The sequence below is a fragment of the Cohnella lupini genome (genome assembly GCF_003386205.1).
GTDB classification, from domain to species: Bacteria; Bacillota; Bacilli; order Paenibacillales; family Paenibacillaceae; genus Cohnella; species Cohnella lupini.
Genome location: NZ_QRDY01000004.1, coordinates 44,576 through 65,420 on the forward strand (window position 1 = coordinate 44,576; position 20,845 = coordinate 65,420).

The window sequence follows — 20,845 nt, forward strand, 5'->3', positions numbered from 1 at the left end:
AGCCGAAAAAAAAAGATCCGATACGAGATTCTTCCTTATTGAAAGCGAGTTCTAAATACTCCATGAAACATTTCTTCAGAAAAAAAACAAGCTCATGCAGTTGCTGCATGAGCTTGTTTGACTATTTGACGTGACTAGCCTTTTCCATTATTTCTTTATTGCCGTTTCGATGAACCGATGCAGAATAGCTGCAACCTCGGCTCGGGTAATGACGCCTTTCGGATCGAATATTCCTCCCGGCTTCCCGGTGAAGATCCCCGCCATAAAGAACGTCTTAACCGCATCTTTCGCATAAGTCGAGATGTCTGCGTCATCCTTGAAGCCTGTATTCTGTTTGACTACGGGAAGGTTCAATCCGGCAACCCCCGCGTATCTCATGAGAATAACGGCCAAGTCCTGCCGCATAATCGGCGCATCGGGATCAAACTTGTTGCTTCCGATCCCCCCGGCGATTCCGGCATCGCGAACCCACTCGACATAAGGGGCGTAATACTTGTTATCGTCCACGTCTTCGAAGGAATTCTCGCCGTACTTGCTCACGTCCAAGCCGTAATGCTGTCCGAGAATGGTAGCGACCATTCCCCTAGTTAATTCCATGTTCGGGCTGAACGTATGATCGCCAGTACCCCTCATCAATCCGTGCGCAATGACATACTCCACGTCATCGTTATACCACGCGCCTTCTTTGACATCCTCGAGGGATGGCATATCCGTCGGTTTATCCGTCGGCTTACCCGTCGATTCGTCCGGAGGGGTTACGACGACCTCCTCTTTAACGAACGTTGCGCTAATGCTGTGACTAGCGGTCACGTTACTGAAACTATAGGTTGAAACTTTGCCGATATTTTGTCCGTCCGCGGTCACGCCGGCTATCTGATATCCGTCGTTCGCTTTGATCGTAAAGCTTTGGCTCCCGCCGTTTATTACACTAACTGTGCCGGAAGGAGAAATGCTGCCGTTCTCGCCCGCCGAAGCGGTAATCGTATAGTACGTCGGAGGCGGCGTTTCGCTTCGGACTTGCGCTTTAACGGACACGCTGACGGAGACCGTAAGCGGCACGTTGTCCGGGTTAGTCACTCCGCTCGGCAGTGTCACCGTACCGTTCACCGGAAAGGTCTGAGCGGAGGCAGATGACGGGTTGTAGGAACTGGAAGCCACGTTCCAATGAACAGCCGCCGGCATGGTTGTGGTGCTGCCGCCGTACGTCGCTAAGGTGACCGACGTGGGCAGTCCGAATGCCTCTGCCGTTTTGGGAGTACCGTTAGCTAGCTCCGCGATATTCGACGGCTGCACGATACTTTGCAGAACGATCGGCTGAACCGGCTCTTCCGTAACAGTCACGTTTGCCGTACCGAATTTCGCTGGATCCACCGTCGAAGCGGCTTTGACCGTCAGAACTTCCGCCGTTTCATCGGCAGCAATCATCAGAACGCCGGAGCCGCTGATGGTTGTGCCGGCGTTGCCGGTGCCATACACGCTCCAGATTACGGATTGCTCCGGATTGTTCGCCCCGTTCACCGTAGCGCTGAACGATTCCATGCCGCCCTTGTGCACGGTGGCTGTCGATGGCGTAACCGTAACGCTCGTAACGCCCGTATCGTTATTTTCGTCCGTTTTCACAGTCACGGTTGCCATGCCGAATTTCGCGGGATCCACCGTCGAAGCGGCTTTGACCGTCAGAACTTCCGCCGCTTCATCGGCAGCAATCGTCAACACGCCGGAGCTGCTAATGGTTGTGCCGGCGTTGCCGGTGCCATACACGCTCCAGGTTACGGATTGCTCCGGATCGTTCTTTCCGTTCACCGTAGCGCTGAACGCTTGCATGCTTCCCTTCTGCACGGTAGCTGTTGATGGCGTAACCGTAACGCTATCAACGGAGGACCACTCAACGTCGAGAGATGCGACGTACCGCGTAGACTCACCTGTCGTGTTGAGGGCGATCGCATACTCGTCCAGGTTCTCGTCCGGCAGTCTCACCGAGAGTTGAACGGCACCGGATGCGTCGAGCATGACCTCGTTGAGATACGCCACGTCGTCGATCAACGGAACGTAGGCGTCCTTCTTCAGCACCAGCACCGACATCCGCTGTCCGGCCGCACTCGCTCCGCCGTTCAGCGTCAGCGACACCATGCCGTCCTCTCCCGCAGCGGCCTCGTGCGAGATCGCGTCGTAGACAACCTCCATGACAGATGCCCTAACTTCAAGCGCGCCCGTAACGGCCGCACCCTTGACGCTCGCCGAGCCGGTCGCCCGCAGAACGGGACGTGCGGTCGCGGCATCCCATTGCCAGACCGCGTCGAAATCCCATCCGAGACCTGTCTGCCATGTCGCGACGTCGCGCGTTTCGGCGGTCGTCTTGGTGGCGCCGTTGAGCGTCGTCGGTCCCGTAGGAGTGTTCGACTGAACGGACGCGGAAACGGTCTCGGCCGCGTAATTGTTCCCGAGCACGGCAGTCTGGCCGCTTGCGAAGCGCGCAACGACACGCTGCGCGAACGCGCTTCCCGTCACCGACGGGTTGAGCGCGAAGCTGTTACGAACCGTCACGCCCGAGTTGCGGGCGTAGCCGGTCAGACCTCCCGCGGTCGATACCGCGGTGATCTTGCCGGTCGCGTACACGCGCTCGGTCATACTCGGCGAATCGGCTACGCCGATAATGCCCGCCGCATAATTACCGGTCGTCGCGGTCGCGTCCGCAGTCGAGTACGAGTCGCGGATCGTGCCGAACGACGTTCCGGCGATACCCGCCACATACGTCGGACCGATCACCGTCCCCGACGTCCATACCCGCTCCACCGTGCCGCCAAGGGCACTTGCGCTAGTGCCCAGCGAGTCGACTAGGATGCCCACGGTAGAAGTGGACTTACTCACCTCGGCGCCCGCGATACCAAGATCGTGCACCGACGAACCGGCGCGGAGACTCGCGAACAAACCGCCTGCGGTGGACTTGAACCCGGTCAGGACGTGACCCGCGCCATCGAGCTCGCCCATGAAGAGAGCGTCGACACGAACATCGACACCGCTCAGGTCAAGGTCGGACGCCAACCGGAAGCGCTCGGCAGGCCACGCATCTAGCTCGGCGAAGTCTCCCGCTTCGGCGACGAGGTAGGCGCCGTCCGCGTCCCGCTCGAGCGCAGGTGCAGTGGGAGGCGCGGCGATCTGTTCCGGAAGGGATTGCAGCACCGGCCGGGACCCGTTGTCGTTCCACTGCCACACTGAATCGAAGTCCCATCCGAGACCCGTCTGCCATGTAGCGACATCGCGCGTCTCGACGGTCGTCTTAGTTGCGCCGTTGAGCGTCGTCGGTCCCGTAGCCGTGTTCGACTGAGTTGCGGCGGATACGGTCTCGGCCGCGTAATTGTTCTCGAGCGCGGCAGTCTGACCGCTTGCGAAGCGCGCAACGACACGCTGCGCGAACGCGCTTCCCGTCACCGTCGGGTTGAGCGCGAAGCTGTCGCGTACCGTCACATCCGAGTTGCGCGCGTAGCCGGTCAGACCTCCCGCGGTCGATCCCGAAATGATCTTGCCGGTCGCGTACACGCGCTCGGTCATACTCGGCGAATCGGCTACGCCGATAATGCCGCCAGCGTAAGTACCGGAGGCCGTCACGTTCGCAGTCGAGTACGTGTCGCGGATCGTGCCGAACGACGTCCCGGCGATACCCGCCACATAGGTCGGCCCGCTCACCGTCCCCGACGTCCACACCCGCTCCACCGTACCGCCAAGAGCATTTATGCTCGTACCCAGCGAGTCGACCAGAATACCGACCGTCGAGGTGCTCTTCTTAACGTTCGCGTCCACGATAGCCAGATCATGCACCGACGAACCCGCCGCGAGAATCGCGAATAGTCCGCCCTCCGTCGAGGAGAATCCTGTCAGAGCATGACCCGCGCCGTCGAACTCGCCCCCGAACGGTACCTCCACGCGAACGCCGGCATTGCCCAGATCTAGATCTTTGGCAAGCCGATAGTGTCCTTTCGGGTCGTAGACGATCTTGCCGAAGTCCGCGGCGGATTGGATGAGGTACGGATCCTCCTCGGTTCCGTCGCCCGCGATTCCCTCGCGCAGGGTGAGCGACGGGATAAGCGGTTTCCCGTTGCCGAGCTTATCCCATACGAAGAGCTTCACTACGTCGCTGGTCTTCACCGGAAGCGGGCTGTCGAACGTGACGAACTGCTCCCTGCCCTGGTGATCGAGCTCCACGTCGACGCTGCGAATGTCGTGAAGCTGCGTCTGGGTGCTGTCATAGGTCGCGGCGATGAGAGCGAGGCTGTCGCGGCTGCCCTCATAGCTGAGCAGACCGACGCCCTCGAGCTCGCGATTCGCGATCTCGGTCGACCCGATACGGAACTCGCCGCTCGGCTTACGAACGGTGTAGTCGTCTACGACCCGACCGTCAAGCGTGTAGGTGGCGATCCTCAGACCGTCGTCCGTGACCTCGAGCACGCCGCCCATCTGCGTGTCCTCGTCGAACACGACGTCATCCCACCAGTGCACTGTGTTGTCGTAGAACTTCGGTCCGGCAGAACCCATCGTCACGTATGTGGTGCCGAGCGCCTCTTCGTTCGGCGTCGCGGCGAGGCGGCCGTCGTAGATCGTCGAGCGCTTGTAGACGTGGTCGTGTCCGCCGATGTATAGGTCGACTCCCAGCGCATCCAGCGCCGCGGTGATCTTGGGCCGGTCGGCGGCAAGCCCCGCGTCGTCTCCGTGCTGTCCGCCGTAGTACGAGAAGTGCCCCGTGACGACGTTCCATTTCTTGGTCGACGAACGAATGTCTTCCTTCAGCCAAGCCAGTTGCTCGTCCATATCGAAGTTCGAGTTCAGTACCGCGACGTGCACGTCGCCTCGCTCGAACGAGTAGTTGCTCTCGCCGATCGCGCCGTTCTTCGGCAGGTCGTACATGTTAGAGAAAATCGCGGTACGGTCCCCGTTCACCACGTCGTAGTCGAGGTCGCCATAGGTTTCGTGGTTGCCTACGACGGGTGCGATCTGCACATCGAGGCCGTCCCAGACGTGGTCGAATATCTCGTCCCAGTATTGTCCGCGCCCGCCGTTATCGACCAAGTCGCCGGTTTGGATCAACGTGCCCCCGCCCGGGGACTCGGCCTCGAGTCGGTCGACGACCTGGCCGAACAAGCCGAGGTCCGAGGCGTCGTGGGTAGTTGCCTGCAGGTCGCCGACGACGTAGATCGGCTCGTTCCCGGAGCCGCCCGTGGTGAACTCGCCCTTCGTCTCGGTCCAAGCATCGGTGTCGCCCGCGTTGGGTGCCGTGCCGTCGACCGCGACTCCGAAGCGGTACTTATACGTTTCGCCCGCATCGAGCCCAGTTACGTCGAACTCGTGGCTACGCAAGGTCTGGCCCGTGATCGAATATTGGTACTCGGACTCGTCGTTGCCGATCGCGTTGACCTCGTAGGGCTTGTCGTTCGCGGAAGCGAGAACGGATGCCGAAGACCAGTCGTTCGAATCCGCCGGCATGACCTGTGCATAGACCTTCCCGACGGTACGATCGGTCGACACGGCGATGCCCGCTCCGCCCGGTTTCTCGGTGACCGCAGCCGTCGAGCCGAAGTATTGGAAGACGCCGGCGGGATCAAGCCCGTCCTTGTCGACCTGGATCCGGATGAGCTCCGCGTTCGTGTTGCCCGTCGCATCCGTCGCCTTGACAACGATGAACGCGTCGTCGTAGCTGCGGATCTCGAACGCGCCATCCGCTACGGGCACCTTGCCCGTGGAGTCGTACACCTCGTACGCGACGTTGGGCTCTACGCCCGAGTCGTCGACCGCGGTGACCTTCGGCAGCTCGATCGACTGCCCGTACTTGGCAAGCGTCGGCACCTCGTCGTCGACGACGATCGCAGGCGCGTAGTTCGCGCCGCGCGTCTTCTCGCCCACCCAGATCGGAGCGGAGACCACGAAGTCGCCGTCGGCCTGGTCGGCGCGCACATAGAAGTAGTCGCCGTCGGATGACGGAAGCTCGGCGGTCAGGTGTACGTCGCGTCCGTTCACTCCCGTGAATTCACGGGCGACTCTGCCGCCGTTCGTGTAGAGTTTCACCGAAGTGAAGGCATCGCCGGCGTCGGCGTCCGTCACCGAGATGTCGAACGAGAGCGAGGTCGTGTCGGCGGGAAGGATCGCGCCCATGAGCTTGTCGTTCGCGCTGAACTCGAGCGCCGTGTTGACGTCGAGCGTCGAGAAGACGCTGCGGTCGCGCATCGCGGCGTAGAGGCCCTCGAGCGAGTGCTCCTCGGCCCACACGCCGGTGATCGACTCGTTCGAGGTGACCCAGTTATCGGAGTGCTCGTCGCCGTTCCATACCGGACCCAGGTGCCAGCCCGCGTCCAGAGCCTTCTGGAACTCGCCGAACTGCCCGTCGGTCTTGACCTCGATAAGCTCCATGCGCTCGTCGGTGACCGGGTCAAGACCCTTGAACCCGAAGAAGTCGCCCTTGCTGGTCGGGTTCGGGTGGTTGAACTGCGCGATCGCGTCGGGGTCCTGCTTGAGACGCGCGTAGAACGTGTACAGGTCGTACATCATGTTCCCCGTGCCGAACGAATTGAGGAAACCGTCGACCGAGCCCTTCTCGGTCGCCCGTGCCGTCGCGTGCCAGTCCGAATTGAAGACGTTGATGTGGCCCGTGCCGTCATACCACGTGTTCTCGATGGCAGGGACGGCAACGAGGTCGTCTTGCGACTCGTTGAACGCGAACGCCCGCTCGTGCACGTACCGCCACTCTTCCGACGCAGCGTCGCGCCAGTCGTCGATGAAGTCGTCGCCGTTGCGAATGTCCCACATGACGTCATGCTCGGTGACCGCGAAGAAGTCGGCCTGCGTCTTATCGTGCACGTATTCGAAGGCATCCGGCGGCAATTTCACTCCGTCGCTCACCGACGTGTGCGCATGAAACTCGCCCGTGTATAGGGACTTTCCGAGGTAGGTGGGACGCGTCTCATCGGGGACAACAGGCTCGGCTGCCGATGCCGTAATAGGAGGTAAAATGGATAGAGTCATGGAAAATAGCAGGGTGACGCTTAACAGCGGTTTTGCATATTTCTTTAATGTTGTTTTCATGATGAAACTCCCTATTCTAGGATTGTTTTTACATTAAGAAACGACGATTCCAGTGTTCAGGCTACAGCCCCCTTCATCTTCAACTCAAAAGTCATAACCTCGAGTATAGCGATGTATTGTTAACTTAATCCTATTTTTGTGTAAACCTATCTTCAGCGGAAGCAAAAATTGGAGTCCATTCTCATTCCTGCAAGCAAGATCTTAAAGTTTTCTTTATGTTTCATAGATGGACTAATCTACCTGATAAAATGAAAGAGGTAAATCGATCTCATAACATACTTCAGGGGGACAAACGATGAGGAAAAAAATGGTCGGGTTATTGATGGCGGTGCTCCTGTGCTTTCATTTTTCCGTCAGCTTTGCAGCAGGCGCAACGAAAACTTCGGCCGACTTTACGGACTTGAAGGATCTGGATGCCGCAACGAAGGCCAAGTTCGATGCCCTGATCTCCGCCGGTATATTCAACGGTGTAAGCGAAAGCAAATTCGGTATCGGGGAGGAGATGAACCGGGCGCAATTAGCTAAGGTTGCAGCGTTGATTTTCGATTTGGAGGTGAATAAGGACTTAACGACGTCTTCATTCAAAGACGTCAGCGCCGACGATCCTGCAAATGGATACGCGTTGCCGTACATTGAAGCGGTGAAAACGGCAGGGATCACGGCTGGCAATGGCGAAGGGAATTTCGCTCCTGCCGGTAAGGTGACGAAGGAGCAGCTCGCGACGTTCCTTGTACGCGGACTCGGTATGAACGAGGAAGCCAAGGCAACGGCAGGCGTGAACGATTCTACCGTATCTAACTGGGCGGAGGGCTATGTCGCCTTGGCGTTGGGACTAAAATTGTTGGACAACGGAGCGGATGGAAAGTTCGGCGGGCAAGCCAACGCAACGCGCGATCTGCTTGTTACGGGCGCATTCGAAGCCAAGGGGCAATACGTAGCACAGGTAGAACAGAAAAAGAAAGAGGAAGAAGAGAAGAAGAAGGAAGAAGAAAAGAAAAAGCAGGAAGAGCAGTCTTGGTCTCCGGCTCCGCAGCCGGTACAGGCTACCGTCGAGGCTCCTACGGCACTTCCCGCAGGCGGCGCTGTCGTGTCAGATACGCAAGTATCGCTTAGCGCAACGGGTGCCGCAACGATCTACTATACGACAGACGGCAGCACGCCGACGAGGACGAACGGCCTCGTATATAGCGTTCCGATCGTAGTTAATCACGCAATGACGGTCAAAGCGCTCGCGGTACAAAATGGCATGAGAGACAGTGACATCATATCGGCGTCGTACACGATTATCGTACCGAAATCGGCACTGGATGTAATCAATGAAGCGTCGGAATCCCATAATTGGAACGATGTTAATGTGACGACTTTTGGCGATGCAGGCGTTACGGGCGTAACGACATCGAATGTATCAGCTGTTATAGATGCACTCGACTCTGCTGGAAGATCTTCGTGGACGGTTTCGGAAATTCAAGCCATCGTCGATGAGGTTATTGACGATATCACGAAGCAATCGGCACTAGATTTGATCAATGCCGCATCGGCTTCGACTGTATGGACCGATGTAGATGCGACGACTTTTGCTACTGCAGGTATTACGGATGTCGCATCGGATAACCTGTCCGCCGTCCAATACTATTTGGAAACCGGTGCAACGCCGCTTCCAAGAACATTGGCTCAAATTCAAGCGATTGTTGTTGAGGCTATTCAAGCCATTACGGTAGATGCAATCTATGCTTACTTGAATCCTTTCGGTGGAGGATCTGCCCCTACCGTAGAAGTATTCGCTCGCGCCGGTATCACCGGTGTGGATGCAGTCAATTTAGACGCTATCTTAGATGAACTTAGTTTGGCCTATCAGGAGTCTAGGAACAATCCTTTTGGAACGCCGATGTCTACGAAGCAAGATATTCAGGACGTTGTTGATCTTTTCTTAACCGTATAACTGACCCTATAAAAATAGCGGCGCAAGGGAGTTAATCCCTGCGCCGCTATTTTTATCCTCCAGATCAAACATGCCAAACAAACAGACTACATTTTATCGCCGCTTTTAACACATTTTCTTCCTATGATGCTATCATTAACTCAACTTATTTTTTATAGCGCATCTTGTAGATTGGGGTCGACTTCATGATGAGGGGTATTCTCCGATTCGGTTCTCGTACTATCTTCCTTTATATAGCTGCTGCCGTTGTTGTCGGTTTGGTAGCAGGCTATGCCGTCATCTCGGCACCGGACTCCCCTAAGCTCCAAAGCGAAGAAGGCATTCTGGATTTAACGCAGGTTCATGTCAGCGAGAATCCGATCAAGTTAAACGGGGAGTGGGCGTTTTACTGGCAAGAGCTGCTGTCGCCCGAGGACATACGGATTCGTTCCGCAAGGGACGGAAATCATGACCGCTGGATCCGCATCCCGAGCTCCTGGCTAGGCTATCGGTTAGATGGTCGGCAGTTGAAGGGTACAGGCTTTGCAACCTTTCGGGTAGTCATCGAGCTTAGCGAACAGGATAGGAATAAGCGACTCGCTCTGCGGATTCCTACTATTTTTCATTCGTATAAATTATGGGTTAACGGAGACCTGCTGGCCGAAGTCGGTGGGGTTGGTCCGGACAAGAGCGGCGTGACGCCGCATCTGTCAACGAAGCTGGTGTTCTTCCAGCCTGAGAACAAAACAGTAGAGTTGGTTATGCAGGTAGCCAACTTCCATCATAAGCGCGGCGGCATCACCAAATATATAGAGCTGGGCGGTAGCGATGCGTTAACGGTCAGGACCCATCTGAAGATCGCTGCCGAAATGTTCATAACCGCAAGCCTGCTGGTGATTGGCGTATATAATCTGCTGTTGTTCGTGCAACGACGCAAGGACAGGGCGCCGTTGTATTTTGGTCTGTTCGCCCTGTTGTTCGGTATCCGATCCTTGCTGGTCGGCGAGCTCATGATTACGCAATTGTTTCCCCATTTTCCGTGGGAATTGCAGTTTAAGATCGAGTATCTGATTCTTTGCGTCAGCGGTTATATCATCACCATGTATTTTGATTGCATTTTCCCGAATTACGTGTCGCGATGGTTTCGTCTTGGCACCCGGATCGTAACCGGCGCGCTCTGTCTAGTTGTTGCGGTGACCCCTGCTCTTCTCTATTCGAAAATGTTACTGACGATCGGCGTGATCGTTGTTCTGCATATGGTGTATCTGATGGTTGGGCTGGTCCAAGAGGCTGCGCGGCGTACAGAGGGAGCGCTGACCTTCCTGTTGGTTTCGGTGGTTACTTTAGTCACGGTTATCAACGATTTTTTATATTACAACGAATGGTCGCCGATCGGAAATACATCTCCGCTTGGACTGTTGGTATTTACGATCGCGCAGATGCTTCTGCTCTCTTCAAGATTTACGAGGGCGGCATCTAACGAGGTGAGGATTGCACGCGAGTTGCGGGACGCTAACGACAAGCTGACCGAAATGAATATGAATTTGGAACGGACCGTACAGGAGCGCACGCACGCCTTATCCGCAGCTCACGACGATCTCAGCGCTTCGTATGACCGGTTGCTTCACTCCGAGCAAGGACGGAAGAAGCTCCTGGCCTATATTACGCATGATCTGCGTATGCCGCTGTCCAGCATGCTTGGTTATGTAGAAGCCGTGCAGGACAGGGTCAAGCCGGAACGCGATGAACAGTACCTGAAGTATATCCGGGATAACACGATAAGGATTAACCGCATGATCGAGGAGCTGTCCTTCTTGTCGCATTTGGAAACGGGCCAAGTCTCTTACCGAATGGAGCCGGTTCATGCGATTCGCTTCTTGCATGGTTTTTATGAACAATATGAGCTGGTTGTGCGCGACGCAGGGTTGGATTTCATACTGGATATCGGAAATACGGAAGATCAACGACCTGACTTGCTTGTTGTCGAGATGGATGCGCAAAGATTAGAGCAGGCGTTGTTTAATCTAGTGTCGAACGCGATGAAGTTCACCTCTAGCGGCGGGGTGGTGCGTCTTGCAATTGCCGTGGACGATGTGAAGGATAACCGCTATGCGATCATTAGCGTACAAGATTCCGGGACGGGAATTCCTCCGGATCAGCTCGAGGAAATCTTCGATCGCAATTACAAGGTTGATAGACCGGGCATGGAGAATGGAGTAGAGGGTAGCGGGCTCGGACTGGCGATTTGCCGGGAAATCGTCCAAGCGCATGGAGGAACGGTTCGAGCGGAGAGCGACGGCAAGACGGGCTCGATATTCTATGTATCGCTTCCTTGTATCTTAGAAGAAGGAAGGTGACGGCGAGATGGATACGCACAAAATAATGATCGTCGATGATGATCCCCATATATGCGAGATTGTTCAGGTGTATTGCGAGCGGGAGGGTTTCATTTCCGCCTACAGTCATAACGGGACGGAAGCCATGAAGCTGCTTGCGTCTTTCGAGCCGGATTTGATTGTATTGGATGTACTGCTGGCTAACGAAAACGGCATTGACTGGTGCAGGAACGCACGCAGCTACACGAATGCGCCGATCGTGTTTCTGAGCAGTCGCGAGGAAGACGAGGTGAAAATCAGCGCGTTATCCTATGGCGGAGACGATTATGTGACTAAGCCGTTCAGTCCGGGAGTACTCATGGCCAAGATCAAGGCTCATCTTCGCAGAGTGTCGACGGGCAGAAGGGAACAACTGCTGGAGTTACCGGGTTTGACGCTGGATTTCTACGCACAGTCCGTCAACGTGGGTAGCGAAACTATCTTTTTATCGAAAAAAGAGTTCGGTCTACTGTCCTATATGGCACAAAACGTTAATCGCGTCGTCAGCGTCGATGCGTTGTTTCAGCTCATCTGGGGTACGGAGAGTCTGGAGGATACGAGAACGGTCGCCGTACACATCAGTAATCTGCGCAAAAAAATCGAGGCCGACCCTGCCAATCCCGAGAGAATCATTACGATTCGGGGGGCCGGATATATGCTGGTTGCCGGTAAAACAAAGCATCCTTAGGAGGCTTTCGCCCCCCGAGGATGCTTTGTTTGGTGCAACATTTTCAACGATATCCAATCTCAGTCATCTGCCGTAATCGCCAAGCCGTAGATATGAGCTGCCCGACCTTGATCATTGTATAGACGCAACGTATTCTTGCCCGCTTGCATCCGGATGCGGATTTCACGCTGGTCCTTGATACTCCAAGTCGGGAATTCCCAGCCGTCCGTGGTGTGTAAATTCGTTCTGTACGTGTGGGCTCCTCCATTCACTTCTACGCTAAGGTCTCTGCTTTCCCCCGCGCAATATTCGAAGCGCATCAAATAATAGCCATCCTTCGGCAGCGTAATGGAATCAAACTTAAGCTCGCCTCCGTTGCCAAGACCTGTAACCTTTTCTTCGCCCGACGCATCCAATACGAATTCCGCGCCGCCGCTCAAGATGCCTTGTCCCACAGGAACATACAATTCCGGCCGCGGTTTATTATCGATAATATGGATTTTTTCCAAGGCGGGCACGGATCCTGCAATACGTTCGATGGTCAAAGCGTTCTCGCCGCCTGAGAAAGGGAATACCACGTCTTTCGTCATAAATATCTTAACGGATCCGCTTTGCGGAATATCCATTTCCACTTGGTTGATTCCATCGCTAATACGCACTTTCCAAGGTTCCTTCGCCGCGTAGAACAGCCTTATGGTTTGCGGCTCGGCCGTTGTTTTCACCGAAAAAACAAGACGGCTGTTCAAAGTCAGCAATACGGCTTGCTGATCGTTCTCATATACGACAGGCTCGCTTCCTTGCCGCGTTTGTGCCTCTTGCGCCAAATATTCCGATCTTGCAGCGCTCATATAGCCGGATTCAATCCCTTTTGGCAATGGTAGAATCTCTTTGGCGATATAAATGCCGGCGCCTCCGCTTTTCTTAAGCGGAAGTTCAATCACAGTCTCGCTAGTCACTTTGAAGCTTCTTACTTTCATCATTTCGCCGCTCGAATCATCCTCGTAAACTTCGGCCACGAATTCGCCTTCGGGCAGGAAATCCATTTGCAGACGTACGATCATCGCTTCGTTCGTGATACAGCCGATCAACCATTCTTCTTTGGAGCGGCGTAAAATGGCTGCATGATGACCCGGATATCCGGACAGCACCTTTACTTCATCGTAGACGGGCTTCATGCGGCGCAGGAAATCCGTCCCTCTCCATGCTTCCAAATAATAAATGGAAGCGGCAATGTGCGCTGCGCCCGATTCGAATACAACCGAAAGCGCCATCTGATGAGCTAACGTCGTATTGCGGTTTTTATTCGAGAATCCGGTCGGCGTATAATCCATCGGACCGACCACATTGCGCGTAAACGGAACCGTACAATTGTGCTCGGCGTTCGGCAAGTAGCTCCACATATGATGTTCAAGTCCCAATATCCCTTCCGCCGTCATAAAATTCGGCCATGTGCGTCCTTCGCCCATGCATTTGGTCGCGCCATGGAAATTAATCATCAACCGATGCTCGGTCATCACGTTGGCGATCATCTCGTAATGCCCCATCGTGATCTGGGAATCGTTCTGGAAGAAGTCCACCTTGAGTCCGTCTACTCCGCAGCTTGCCCACAACCCGATTTTCTCCCGCGCCGTTTCCGGAGTATCGATATACTGCATGGCGCTCCACAACCATACGACGATCCCTTTCGAATGGGCATAATCGCACAGCTGTTTTAACCACGTAATATCCCAGTCCGCGTCCACGGTGAGACCTTCGAATCCGACCCCTGCCGCGTAGTCCACGTAACGTTTTTGCTCCGTGTACAGCTGCGCGCTATTCATGTATTCCCACCAACCCCACAAACAACGCCCCGGTCTGATCCAGCTCGTGTCTTCCATCGTGGAAGGCGGATTCAAGTTATAGTTCATTGTCGTATTAACCATCTCGTTCAAATCGTCCGTCGCCACGATGACGCGCCAAGGAGAGGAGAACGGCAGCTTACAGGAGAGCGGTCTTCCCATCTCTTCGGGGGCGAACTCCAAAGACATACTGCGACCGCCGGCTCCGCGCAAGTGGCAAGAGCAATAACTGCTGTTCGTGTTATAGACTTGTGCTTCCGTAAGCATGACCCAACCGCCGTTCTCGGCGTGGAACAAGCTTGGCATGCCGTAATCCCTGCCCGCTTTGTCTTCCCATTGGGTATGGTCATACGTTGCTTCATAGCTGCTTTGCAAATGCTGCAGCCATAAGTCGTTGTAGGTCTCCGCCAGATTGAAATTCGTTGCTTCGCGAATGACTTGCATAGGCTTCTCTACGTCAGACAGCACTTGATAGCGGAAAGCAGCACCATCATCATAAGCACGCGCGCATAGTACGAACGTATACGCTCCGCATTCAAAGCGTAACGTCAGTTCATTCGCATGGTTACTATAAACCGCCTTTTTCCCCGCCGGTAACGAATAGGTTTCGTCGACAACGGTACGTGCTTCCTCTATAAATCGAAAGCCTTTCGTGAAATTCTGCAAATCGCTTTCGAATCCGAGCTTGCTTTGCTCGATTACCGCTTTGCCATTGCGCTCGACGGCGTACCCTAACTCTTTCTCGGCATTTTCACGAACCGTAATGCAAACGGCATGATTAGGCGAATAAAGTTTCCACATAGATGCAATCCCCTGTCCATTCGTATTTTGTAATTTATTATTCCGGCAACAAACGCACCATGCAACTTGAGTAATCATGATTTAATGAAATAGAAAGACCATTGTTCATCAAGAACGCGCCGGAATATTTCTGCTGTTGCTGCCCTTCTATTTCTACCCGATAGCAAGTTGTCGCATCCAATCCTCTTGGACGTACGGAAAATGTCGTACGCCAACGAGAGGGGTGATCCAAGAAGGCAAACAATACGCTTTCTTCCCCATTCTCATACTGCACGGCCTGCAATCCGTCCACCGGCAACGAAGCCAAGCGGTGTAACTGCCCAAACTGAATAATCGAACGAATTTCTTTATAGAGCGCCACGTATTTTTCCAGGAGTTTAGAATCCTCTTCCGTACACTCGTTCAAGTTGAGACCAATCCCAAGCGCTCCGCACATGGAGATATGCAAACGGAACAACAGCGGCATAGCGCGTTTTCCGTTATTTCCGGAATCGGTAACCCAGGCGCGCATATACTTGATCGGGTATAGATAGCTATATCCTTCTTGAATAGACAAACGATCCAAAGGATCCGTGTTATCGCTTGGCCAGAACTCGTCGAAATAAGGCATCGCGCCATAATCTACTCGACCGCCGCCGCTTGCGCAAGCTTCCCACTCTACCTCGGGATGCAGCGCCCTCAACGACTGGATAATATGGTAGAACCCTTTCGTATGCCGGTACCAAATGCTCTTAAATTCACTGCGATCCAATAAGGCGGAAGCAACCTCGCTCAACCCTCTGTTCATATCCCACTTGATATAGGAGATTTCATTCTCCTTAAGCAATCGATCTATTTCTCCGATAATATAATCTTGTACATCCCGCCTAGTAAGATCCAGCATATACTGGTAGCGACCTTCCATCACCGGACGACTTGCGTAATGATAGACCCAGTCAGGATGCGCACGATACAATTCACTATCGGGATTGACCATTTCCGGTTCGATCCACAAACCGAATCGCATTCCGTAGCTCTTCAGCTTGCGGGTCAGCGGTGCCAGTCCGTTAGGAAACTTTACTACGTTTACCTGCCAATCTCCCAAACCGGCGTGATCGTCTTTGCGCTGTCCAAACCATCCGTCATCCATGACGAATAGCTCCACGCCGATTTGCGCGGCCTTCTCTATGAGTTGGAGCTGCGCTTGTTCATTCACATTGAAATACGTTGCCTCCCAGGAGTTAAATAGAACGGATAGAGGCTTACCTGCCATAGGCTGCGGCATCACATATCGTCTAGCAAATTCACCCATTGCATTCGACATTCTGTCAAATCCGTCCGGAGAATATCCTAGATATAGAGCCGGCGTTTCCAGAGTTGCCCCGGCCGTCAACCGCCATTCAAAGTCCGTATCGTTGACGCCGGCCAGAATATTTAAATACTCGTACGGAGTTTGCTCCAATACGATTTTGAAATTCCCCGACCATGCCAGCGCGCCATAATAGACTTCACCATAAGTTTCTCCCGCATTTTGATACAGAATAAAGCTGGGATTCGCCACATGACCCGTTGCGCCGCGCAGACTTTCCAGCACCGTTTTTCCGCCCGTTATTCTTTGCTCGAATACATCGAAGTCGGAATTCCACATGCCATTGAAATTTTTCAGATTCCAACCAACTCCGGGCAACGAACACTCTCCCGAATGCAGGCGCTCGATTGAAACGACTTCGTCGCCGCAGTTCTTTACCGTGCGACGCTTTTCAATGATATCCACGTCTTCATACACCTTGTAGTGCAAGCACATTTGAAGCGGATACTCCGTATCTTCCAAAGTTATCGTCAGCTCGTCCTTCTCGATCGTATGCCCCGCATAACGATAACGAAAATCTCTCGTACCATCGGCATAAGCGACTTTAAAAGAAGTTTCTTTGAAACGCATCGTTCCGAAAGAGGAGCATTCCTCTCTCTTCACATCATAGATGGAATGAAAACCCTGCTCCCATACATAAGGCTCATTTTTGAAATCTTCGATCGTATCTATGCGCGAGCCCCAATAAAGATGCCGCAGCAGCCCTTCCCGATCTACGCTAATGCTATACGAACAGTTTTTTGTGTTTAACAAAAAGACGTTGTTCTCTCCAATAATAATAGCCATTTTGTGTCTCCTCGAATGATTTCGGCTCTGAAAATACACGGGGCAGGGTACGCTTGTCGCACTCTGCCCCGTAACAAAAGCGATGCTCTTTAGGATTGCTAGATGCTTACTTGCTTTCCGCGGAATTGTACAAATCCATACGAACCTTGTAGTTGGCCGTGTAAATATCTTCAATCTTCACTGCGCTGTTTGCATCTAATTCGGCAATCATCTTTTTGTACATACCGTCAATTTCATCCTGCGACTTTGCATACACCATCGCGGAAAAGCTATTGTCGATAATATCCTTGATTTTTTGCTCGCTCAATGCGTCAGGCGATCCTGCCTTAGGACCCAGATCATCATACAGCGCGGTATCCCAAGACGAACCTTCCATTGATTTCAGCGCATGTTGATTCACGTTATCTTTGTGGTAACCGAATATTAAGTCATACGCGGTACCGTCTTCGCCCAATCCATTACGAATCATCCATGTCCATTTGCGCGCGCCCGTTGTTTTCGAGAATCCCGCCCAATCAGCGCTCATGGCATCCAACGCTTCTTTTTTCGGTACATGGACACCGTTCTCCATGGTCCAGTTTTCTCCTTCTTTACCCCACATCAACAAATATTGGCCTTCTTCGCTTGCCAGGAAGTCCAAGAATTTGATCGTTTCTACCGGATGCTTATTCGCTACCGTAATACCGACGCCATCCCAGCCCAAAGAACTACGTGGCCCGTATGTTGTCTTTTGCGGATCAACGCCCGGGGCCGTTACTTTGAAGGCGTAGAACAGATGATTCGTATCCTCGCCTAATTCAGCTCGGAATGCCGTGTTGGCTTCGTTCACGACGCCGCCCGCCGTTGCGAACACGCGTCCGCTAGCCGTCTTCTGCGCATAATTCTGAGCCTTGTTGATTCCCCATTCACGGTCAAGCAAGCCTTCCGTATAGAGATTGTTGATGTACTTGATCATTTCCAAGTAGCGCGGATCTCTTACGATAAATTCAAGACGGCCATCTTTCTCGTAATACGTTTTCATCCCGTACATCGCCTTGAATGAACCAATGATAGTAGGCATGTGTTCTGCGTTCACTGTCATCGGTATGGAAGGTTTTCCATCAACATCGGGATACTTCGCTTTGAATTTTCTAAGCAGATCCAAAAATTCTTCCTGAGTAAAGGAATCTCCGGCCTTGGCGCGCTCGCCGTATCCGAACTCTTCCAGAATATCCATACGCATATTGATTGCCCAGTTCGGATTCGGATCCAAGCCGTACCAGTTGTTCAAATAATAATTTTTGCCATCCTCGTACACGCTTTTGGAAAGCACGTCGCCGTAACGCGCCTTGATATTCGGCGCATACTGGTCAATCAAATCATTCAACGGAATAAAAGCTCCGCCGGCAATGTATTTGTTCATGGTAGCTTCGCGTCTGTCGATTAGAGCAATATCGGGCAAGTCTCCGCTTACTAACATCAAATTCAGTTTCTCGTCCGGATTACCTGTAGGTTGCTGAATCTCGATAAACACGCCTGTACGATCCGTGATTTCCTTTGCTACGGGATTCGTAAACGGATCGCCCACGTTTTTGTCGAACAAAGTCAATGTAATGGGTTCCTTCGGCGCTTCGCTCGATGCTTCGCTTGATGCTTCGTTAGATGCTGCGTTCGATGTTGCGTTTGATGCCGCTTCGGATGGGTTATTACCCGAATTTTTGTTTCCCGTATTGCACGCGCTCAAAAGCATAATGCTTGCAAGTAACCCTGCCAAGATGATTCTTTTTTTCATAGAGCTTCCCCCTTGAATGAAGTGCCTTTATTTAAACCACGTTCCGATCCGACGGAGCTTCGGAATCATGGAGAAAATACTTTACTTTCTTATGATGGGTATCGCTTAGCCTTTTACTGCCCCAATAAGCATTCCTTTTAGGAAGTACTTCTGCAGTAATGGATACATAAGAACGATCGGCAGCGTAGCTACCATAGTAACGGCCATTCGGATACTCTCGCTGGATACCGGCATCTTACGCTGTTGATTGGCAAGCTGCTCTGCCTCGCTTAACATGTCATTAGTCTCGAACTGATTCAGAATTTTCACCAAGACAGCCGACAATGTTTTCAAATCGGGATTGTAGGTGTAAATATAAGAGTCATACCAAGAATTCCAATGATTAATGGCGGAAAACAAGGTGATCGTAGCCAGTACGGGAGTACATACGGGTATAATGACTTTCAGAAAAATCAGAATGTCGTTTGCACCTTCTATTTGTGCCGCTTCCTCCATTTCTTTGGGCAAACCCTCCATGTAGGTGCGAACTAATATCATCCAGAAAACGCTCATGATCCCGGGAAAAATGAACACCCAAAAGCTGTCGATAAGATTCAAGCTTTTTACTACCATATAGGTGGGAATCAATCCGCCGCCGAAGTACATCGTAAATACGAAAAACAAGTTGATTCCGCGCCAGCCCACAAGTTCTCTTTTACTAAGCGAATAGGCCAGCATGGAAACGCAAGCCAGCGTAAGCGGTACTCCAATGACCGTTCGACCGACCGTCACTATGATGGAATTCAGAATTTCCGCATCTTTCAAAACGGTTCGGTAACTGGCCAGGCTGAAATCGCTCGGCCACAGCATAAATTGTCCATAAGTCGGGTCGGACGCGTCATTCAGGGACAAAACGAGAATATGCCAGAACGGAAAAAACGTAACGATGAACAATACCAATAAAAATCCGTAAACGATCGTATTTCCCGTAACGGTTCCCATCGTATAACGCTGCGACCACTTGCTTGCAGCCCCTGTCTTGTTATACCGCGCAACTTCGTTATTCATTTTCTTATTCCTCCTTCCAACTGCAGGCACAACTTTAGAACAGGTGCGCTTGGCCCATTTTTTTGGATATATTGTTGACGGTAATCACCAGAATAAACGCGACTACCGCTTTGAACATACTTACGGCAGCTGCATACGAGAACATGCCATTCTGAATACCATAACGGAACGCATAGGTATCGATAACATCGGAATACGACCTGTTCAGAGAATTGCCCAGTAAAAAATATTGATCAAACCCGGTATTCATCAATTCGCCGATGTTTAGAATCAAGAGGATAATAATCGTAGGCCGCACCATTGGCAGTAAAACGTGCCAGATTTGCTTCAAACGACCGGCGCCGTCCACTTTGGCCGCTTCGAATAGCTCCGTCGGAATAGCCGCGATGGCAGCCACATACATAATGGAGGTATACCCCATTTCTTTCCACGAATTCGATAAGGCAATGATGATCCAGAACAACTTTCCTTCCTGCATAAACAAAACGCCTTGTTCTACAAAACCGATTTTCATCAACAATTGATTTACGGGTCCTTCAGCCGACAATAGAGTAATGACAATACTTGCGGCAACAACCCATGAAATAAAAAACGGTAAATAGGATGCTGTTTGTACTGTCCGTTTAAACCAATTTATTCTTACTTCATTCAGCGCTATTGCAATGAAAATAGGAAGAATAAATCCTATGGACAGCGTTAACACGCTCGAAACCAACGTATTGCGCATCACTCGCACAAAATCTTGTCCTGAAAAAAAGTAGTCGAACCACTGAAATCCCACAAAATCGGCTTTAAAAAGAGAGCCCCAGAAATCCCCCAAAGTCGGCTGATAATCTACGAATGCCATGTACAAACCAACCATTGGAGCGTAAGAAAACAATGCTGCCCATACCACTCCCGGAATTAGAAGCAAATAAAAATATCGCTGTCTAACCATTTTTTTAATCGTAGGATTTTTAAGAAACGGCATTTTCTCGTTGCTTCTATCCACTTCAACTTCCATTCTCCCGCCTCCTCCTATCCCATTTCTTGAGACGACTGACCGCGACTAACGTCGCTGGGTAGCAGTCGCACATAGATTATGAGTTCATCATAGGGTATCCCCCTATTCTTTCGCTATCTCTCGATTCTCCGATTTATATCTGTAAAAAACGAACTTTCGCAACGAGCTCATTATATTTGACAGTACTTACATACGAACTTATACTCTGTGCTAGGTATGGGAA

At 52.5% G+C, this 20,845-nt stretch carries 9 protein-coding genes; 3 read left to right on the plus strand and 6 right to left on the minus strand.

Annotated elements, in window-relative coordinates:
• Nucleotides 1-147 precede the first annotated feature (147 nt).
• On the minus strand, nucleotides 148-7,068 hold the full coding sequence (locus DFP95_RS09270; protein WP_115992340.1) for an S-layer homology domain-containing protein: 6,921 nt from the start codon (nucleotides 7,066-7,068) through the stop codon (nucleotides 148-150).
• Between the two features lie 295 nt (nucleotides 7,069-7,363).
• Here DFP95_RS09270 and DFP95_RS29105 point away from each other — a divergent pair, with 295 nt between their 5' ends.
• The 3 genes from DFP95_RS29105 (at nucleotide 7,364) to DFP95_RS09290 (ending at nucleotide 12,049) form a co-directional block, all read left to right on the plus strand.
• Entirely contained in the window at nucleotides 7,364-9,007 is a 1,644-nt protein-coding gene (locus DFP95_RS29105) for a chitobiase/beta-hexosaminidase C-terminal domain-containing protein (protein WP_220376363.1), read from the plus strand.
• Between the two features lie 185 nt (nucleotides 9,008-9,192).
• Nucleotides 9,193-11,343 carry a sensor histidine kinase gene (locus DFP95_RS09285; RefSeq protein WP_245987502.1) on the plus strand — a complete coding sequence of 717 codons (2,151 nt, stop codon included), beginning with the start codon at nucleotides 9,193-9,195 and terminating at the stop codon, nucleotides 11,341-11,343.
• 7 nt (nucleotides 11,344-11,350) lie between these two features.
• On the plus strand, nucleotides 11,351-12,049 hold the full coding sequence (locus tag DFP95_RS09290; RefSeq protein WP_115992341.1) for a response regulator transcription factor: 699 nt from the start codon (nucleotides 11,351-11,353) through the stop codon (nucleotides 12,047-12,049).
• A 59-nt stretch (nucleotides 12,050-12,108) separates the two neighbouring features.
• Here DFP95_RS09290 and DFP95_RS09295 read toward each other — a convergent pair whose 3' ends face one another.
• From DFP95_RS09295 to DFP95_RS09315, 5 genes are all read right to left on the minus strand, one after another.
• Nucleotides 12,109-14,667: a glycoside hydrolase family 97 N-terminal domain-containing protein gene (locus DFP95_RS09295; RefSeq protein ID WP_115992342.1), complete on the minus strand. Its 2,559-nt coding sequence runs from the start codon at nucleotides 14,665-14,667 to the stop codon at nucleotides 12,109-12,111.
• 37 nt (nucleotides 14,668-14,704) lie between these two features.
• Complete coding sequence (locus DFP95_RS09300; RefSeq protein ID WP_115992343.1) at nucleotides 14,705-16,801, minus strand: alpha-galactosidase; 2,097 nt, start codon at nucleotides 16,799-16,801, stop codon at nucleotides 14,705-14,707.
• A gap of 106 nt (nucleotides 16,802-16,907) precedes the next feature.
• Nucleotides 16,908-18,572, minus strand: coding sequence for an extracellular solute-binding protein (locus DFP95_RS09305; RefSeq protein WP_115992344.1), 1,665 nt, complete (start codon nucleotides 18,570-18,572; stop codon nucleotides 16,908-16,910).
• A 105-nt stretch (nucleotides 18,573-18,677) separates the two neighbouring features.
• The gene (locus DFP95_RS09310) at nucleotides 18,678-19,619 is read right to left on the minus strand and encodes a carbohydrate ABC transporter permease (RefSeq protein WP_425453262.1); all 942 of its coding nucleotides are present in this window, start codon (nucleotides 19,617-19,619) and stop codon (nucleotides 18,678-18,680) included.
• Between the two features lie 34 nt (nucleotides 19,620-19,653).
• On the minus strand, nucleotides 19,654-20,622 hold the full coding sequence (locus tag DFP95_RS09315) for an ABC transporter permease (RefSeq protein WP_115992345.1): 969 nt from the start codon (nucleotides 20,620-20,622) through the stop codon (nucleotides 19,654-19,656).
• Between the last annotated feature and the right edge of the window lie 223 nt (nucleotides 20,623-20,845).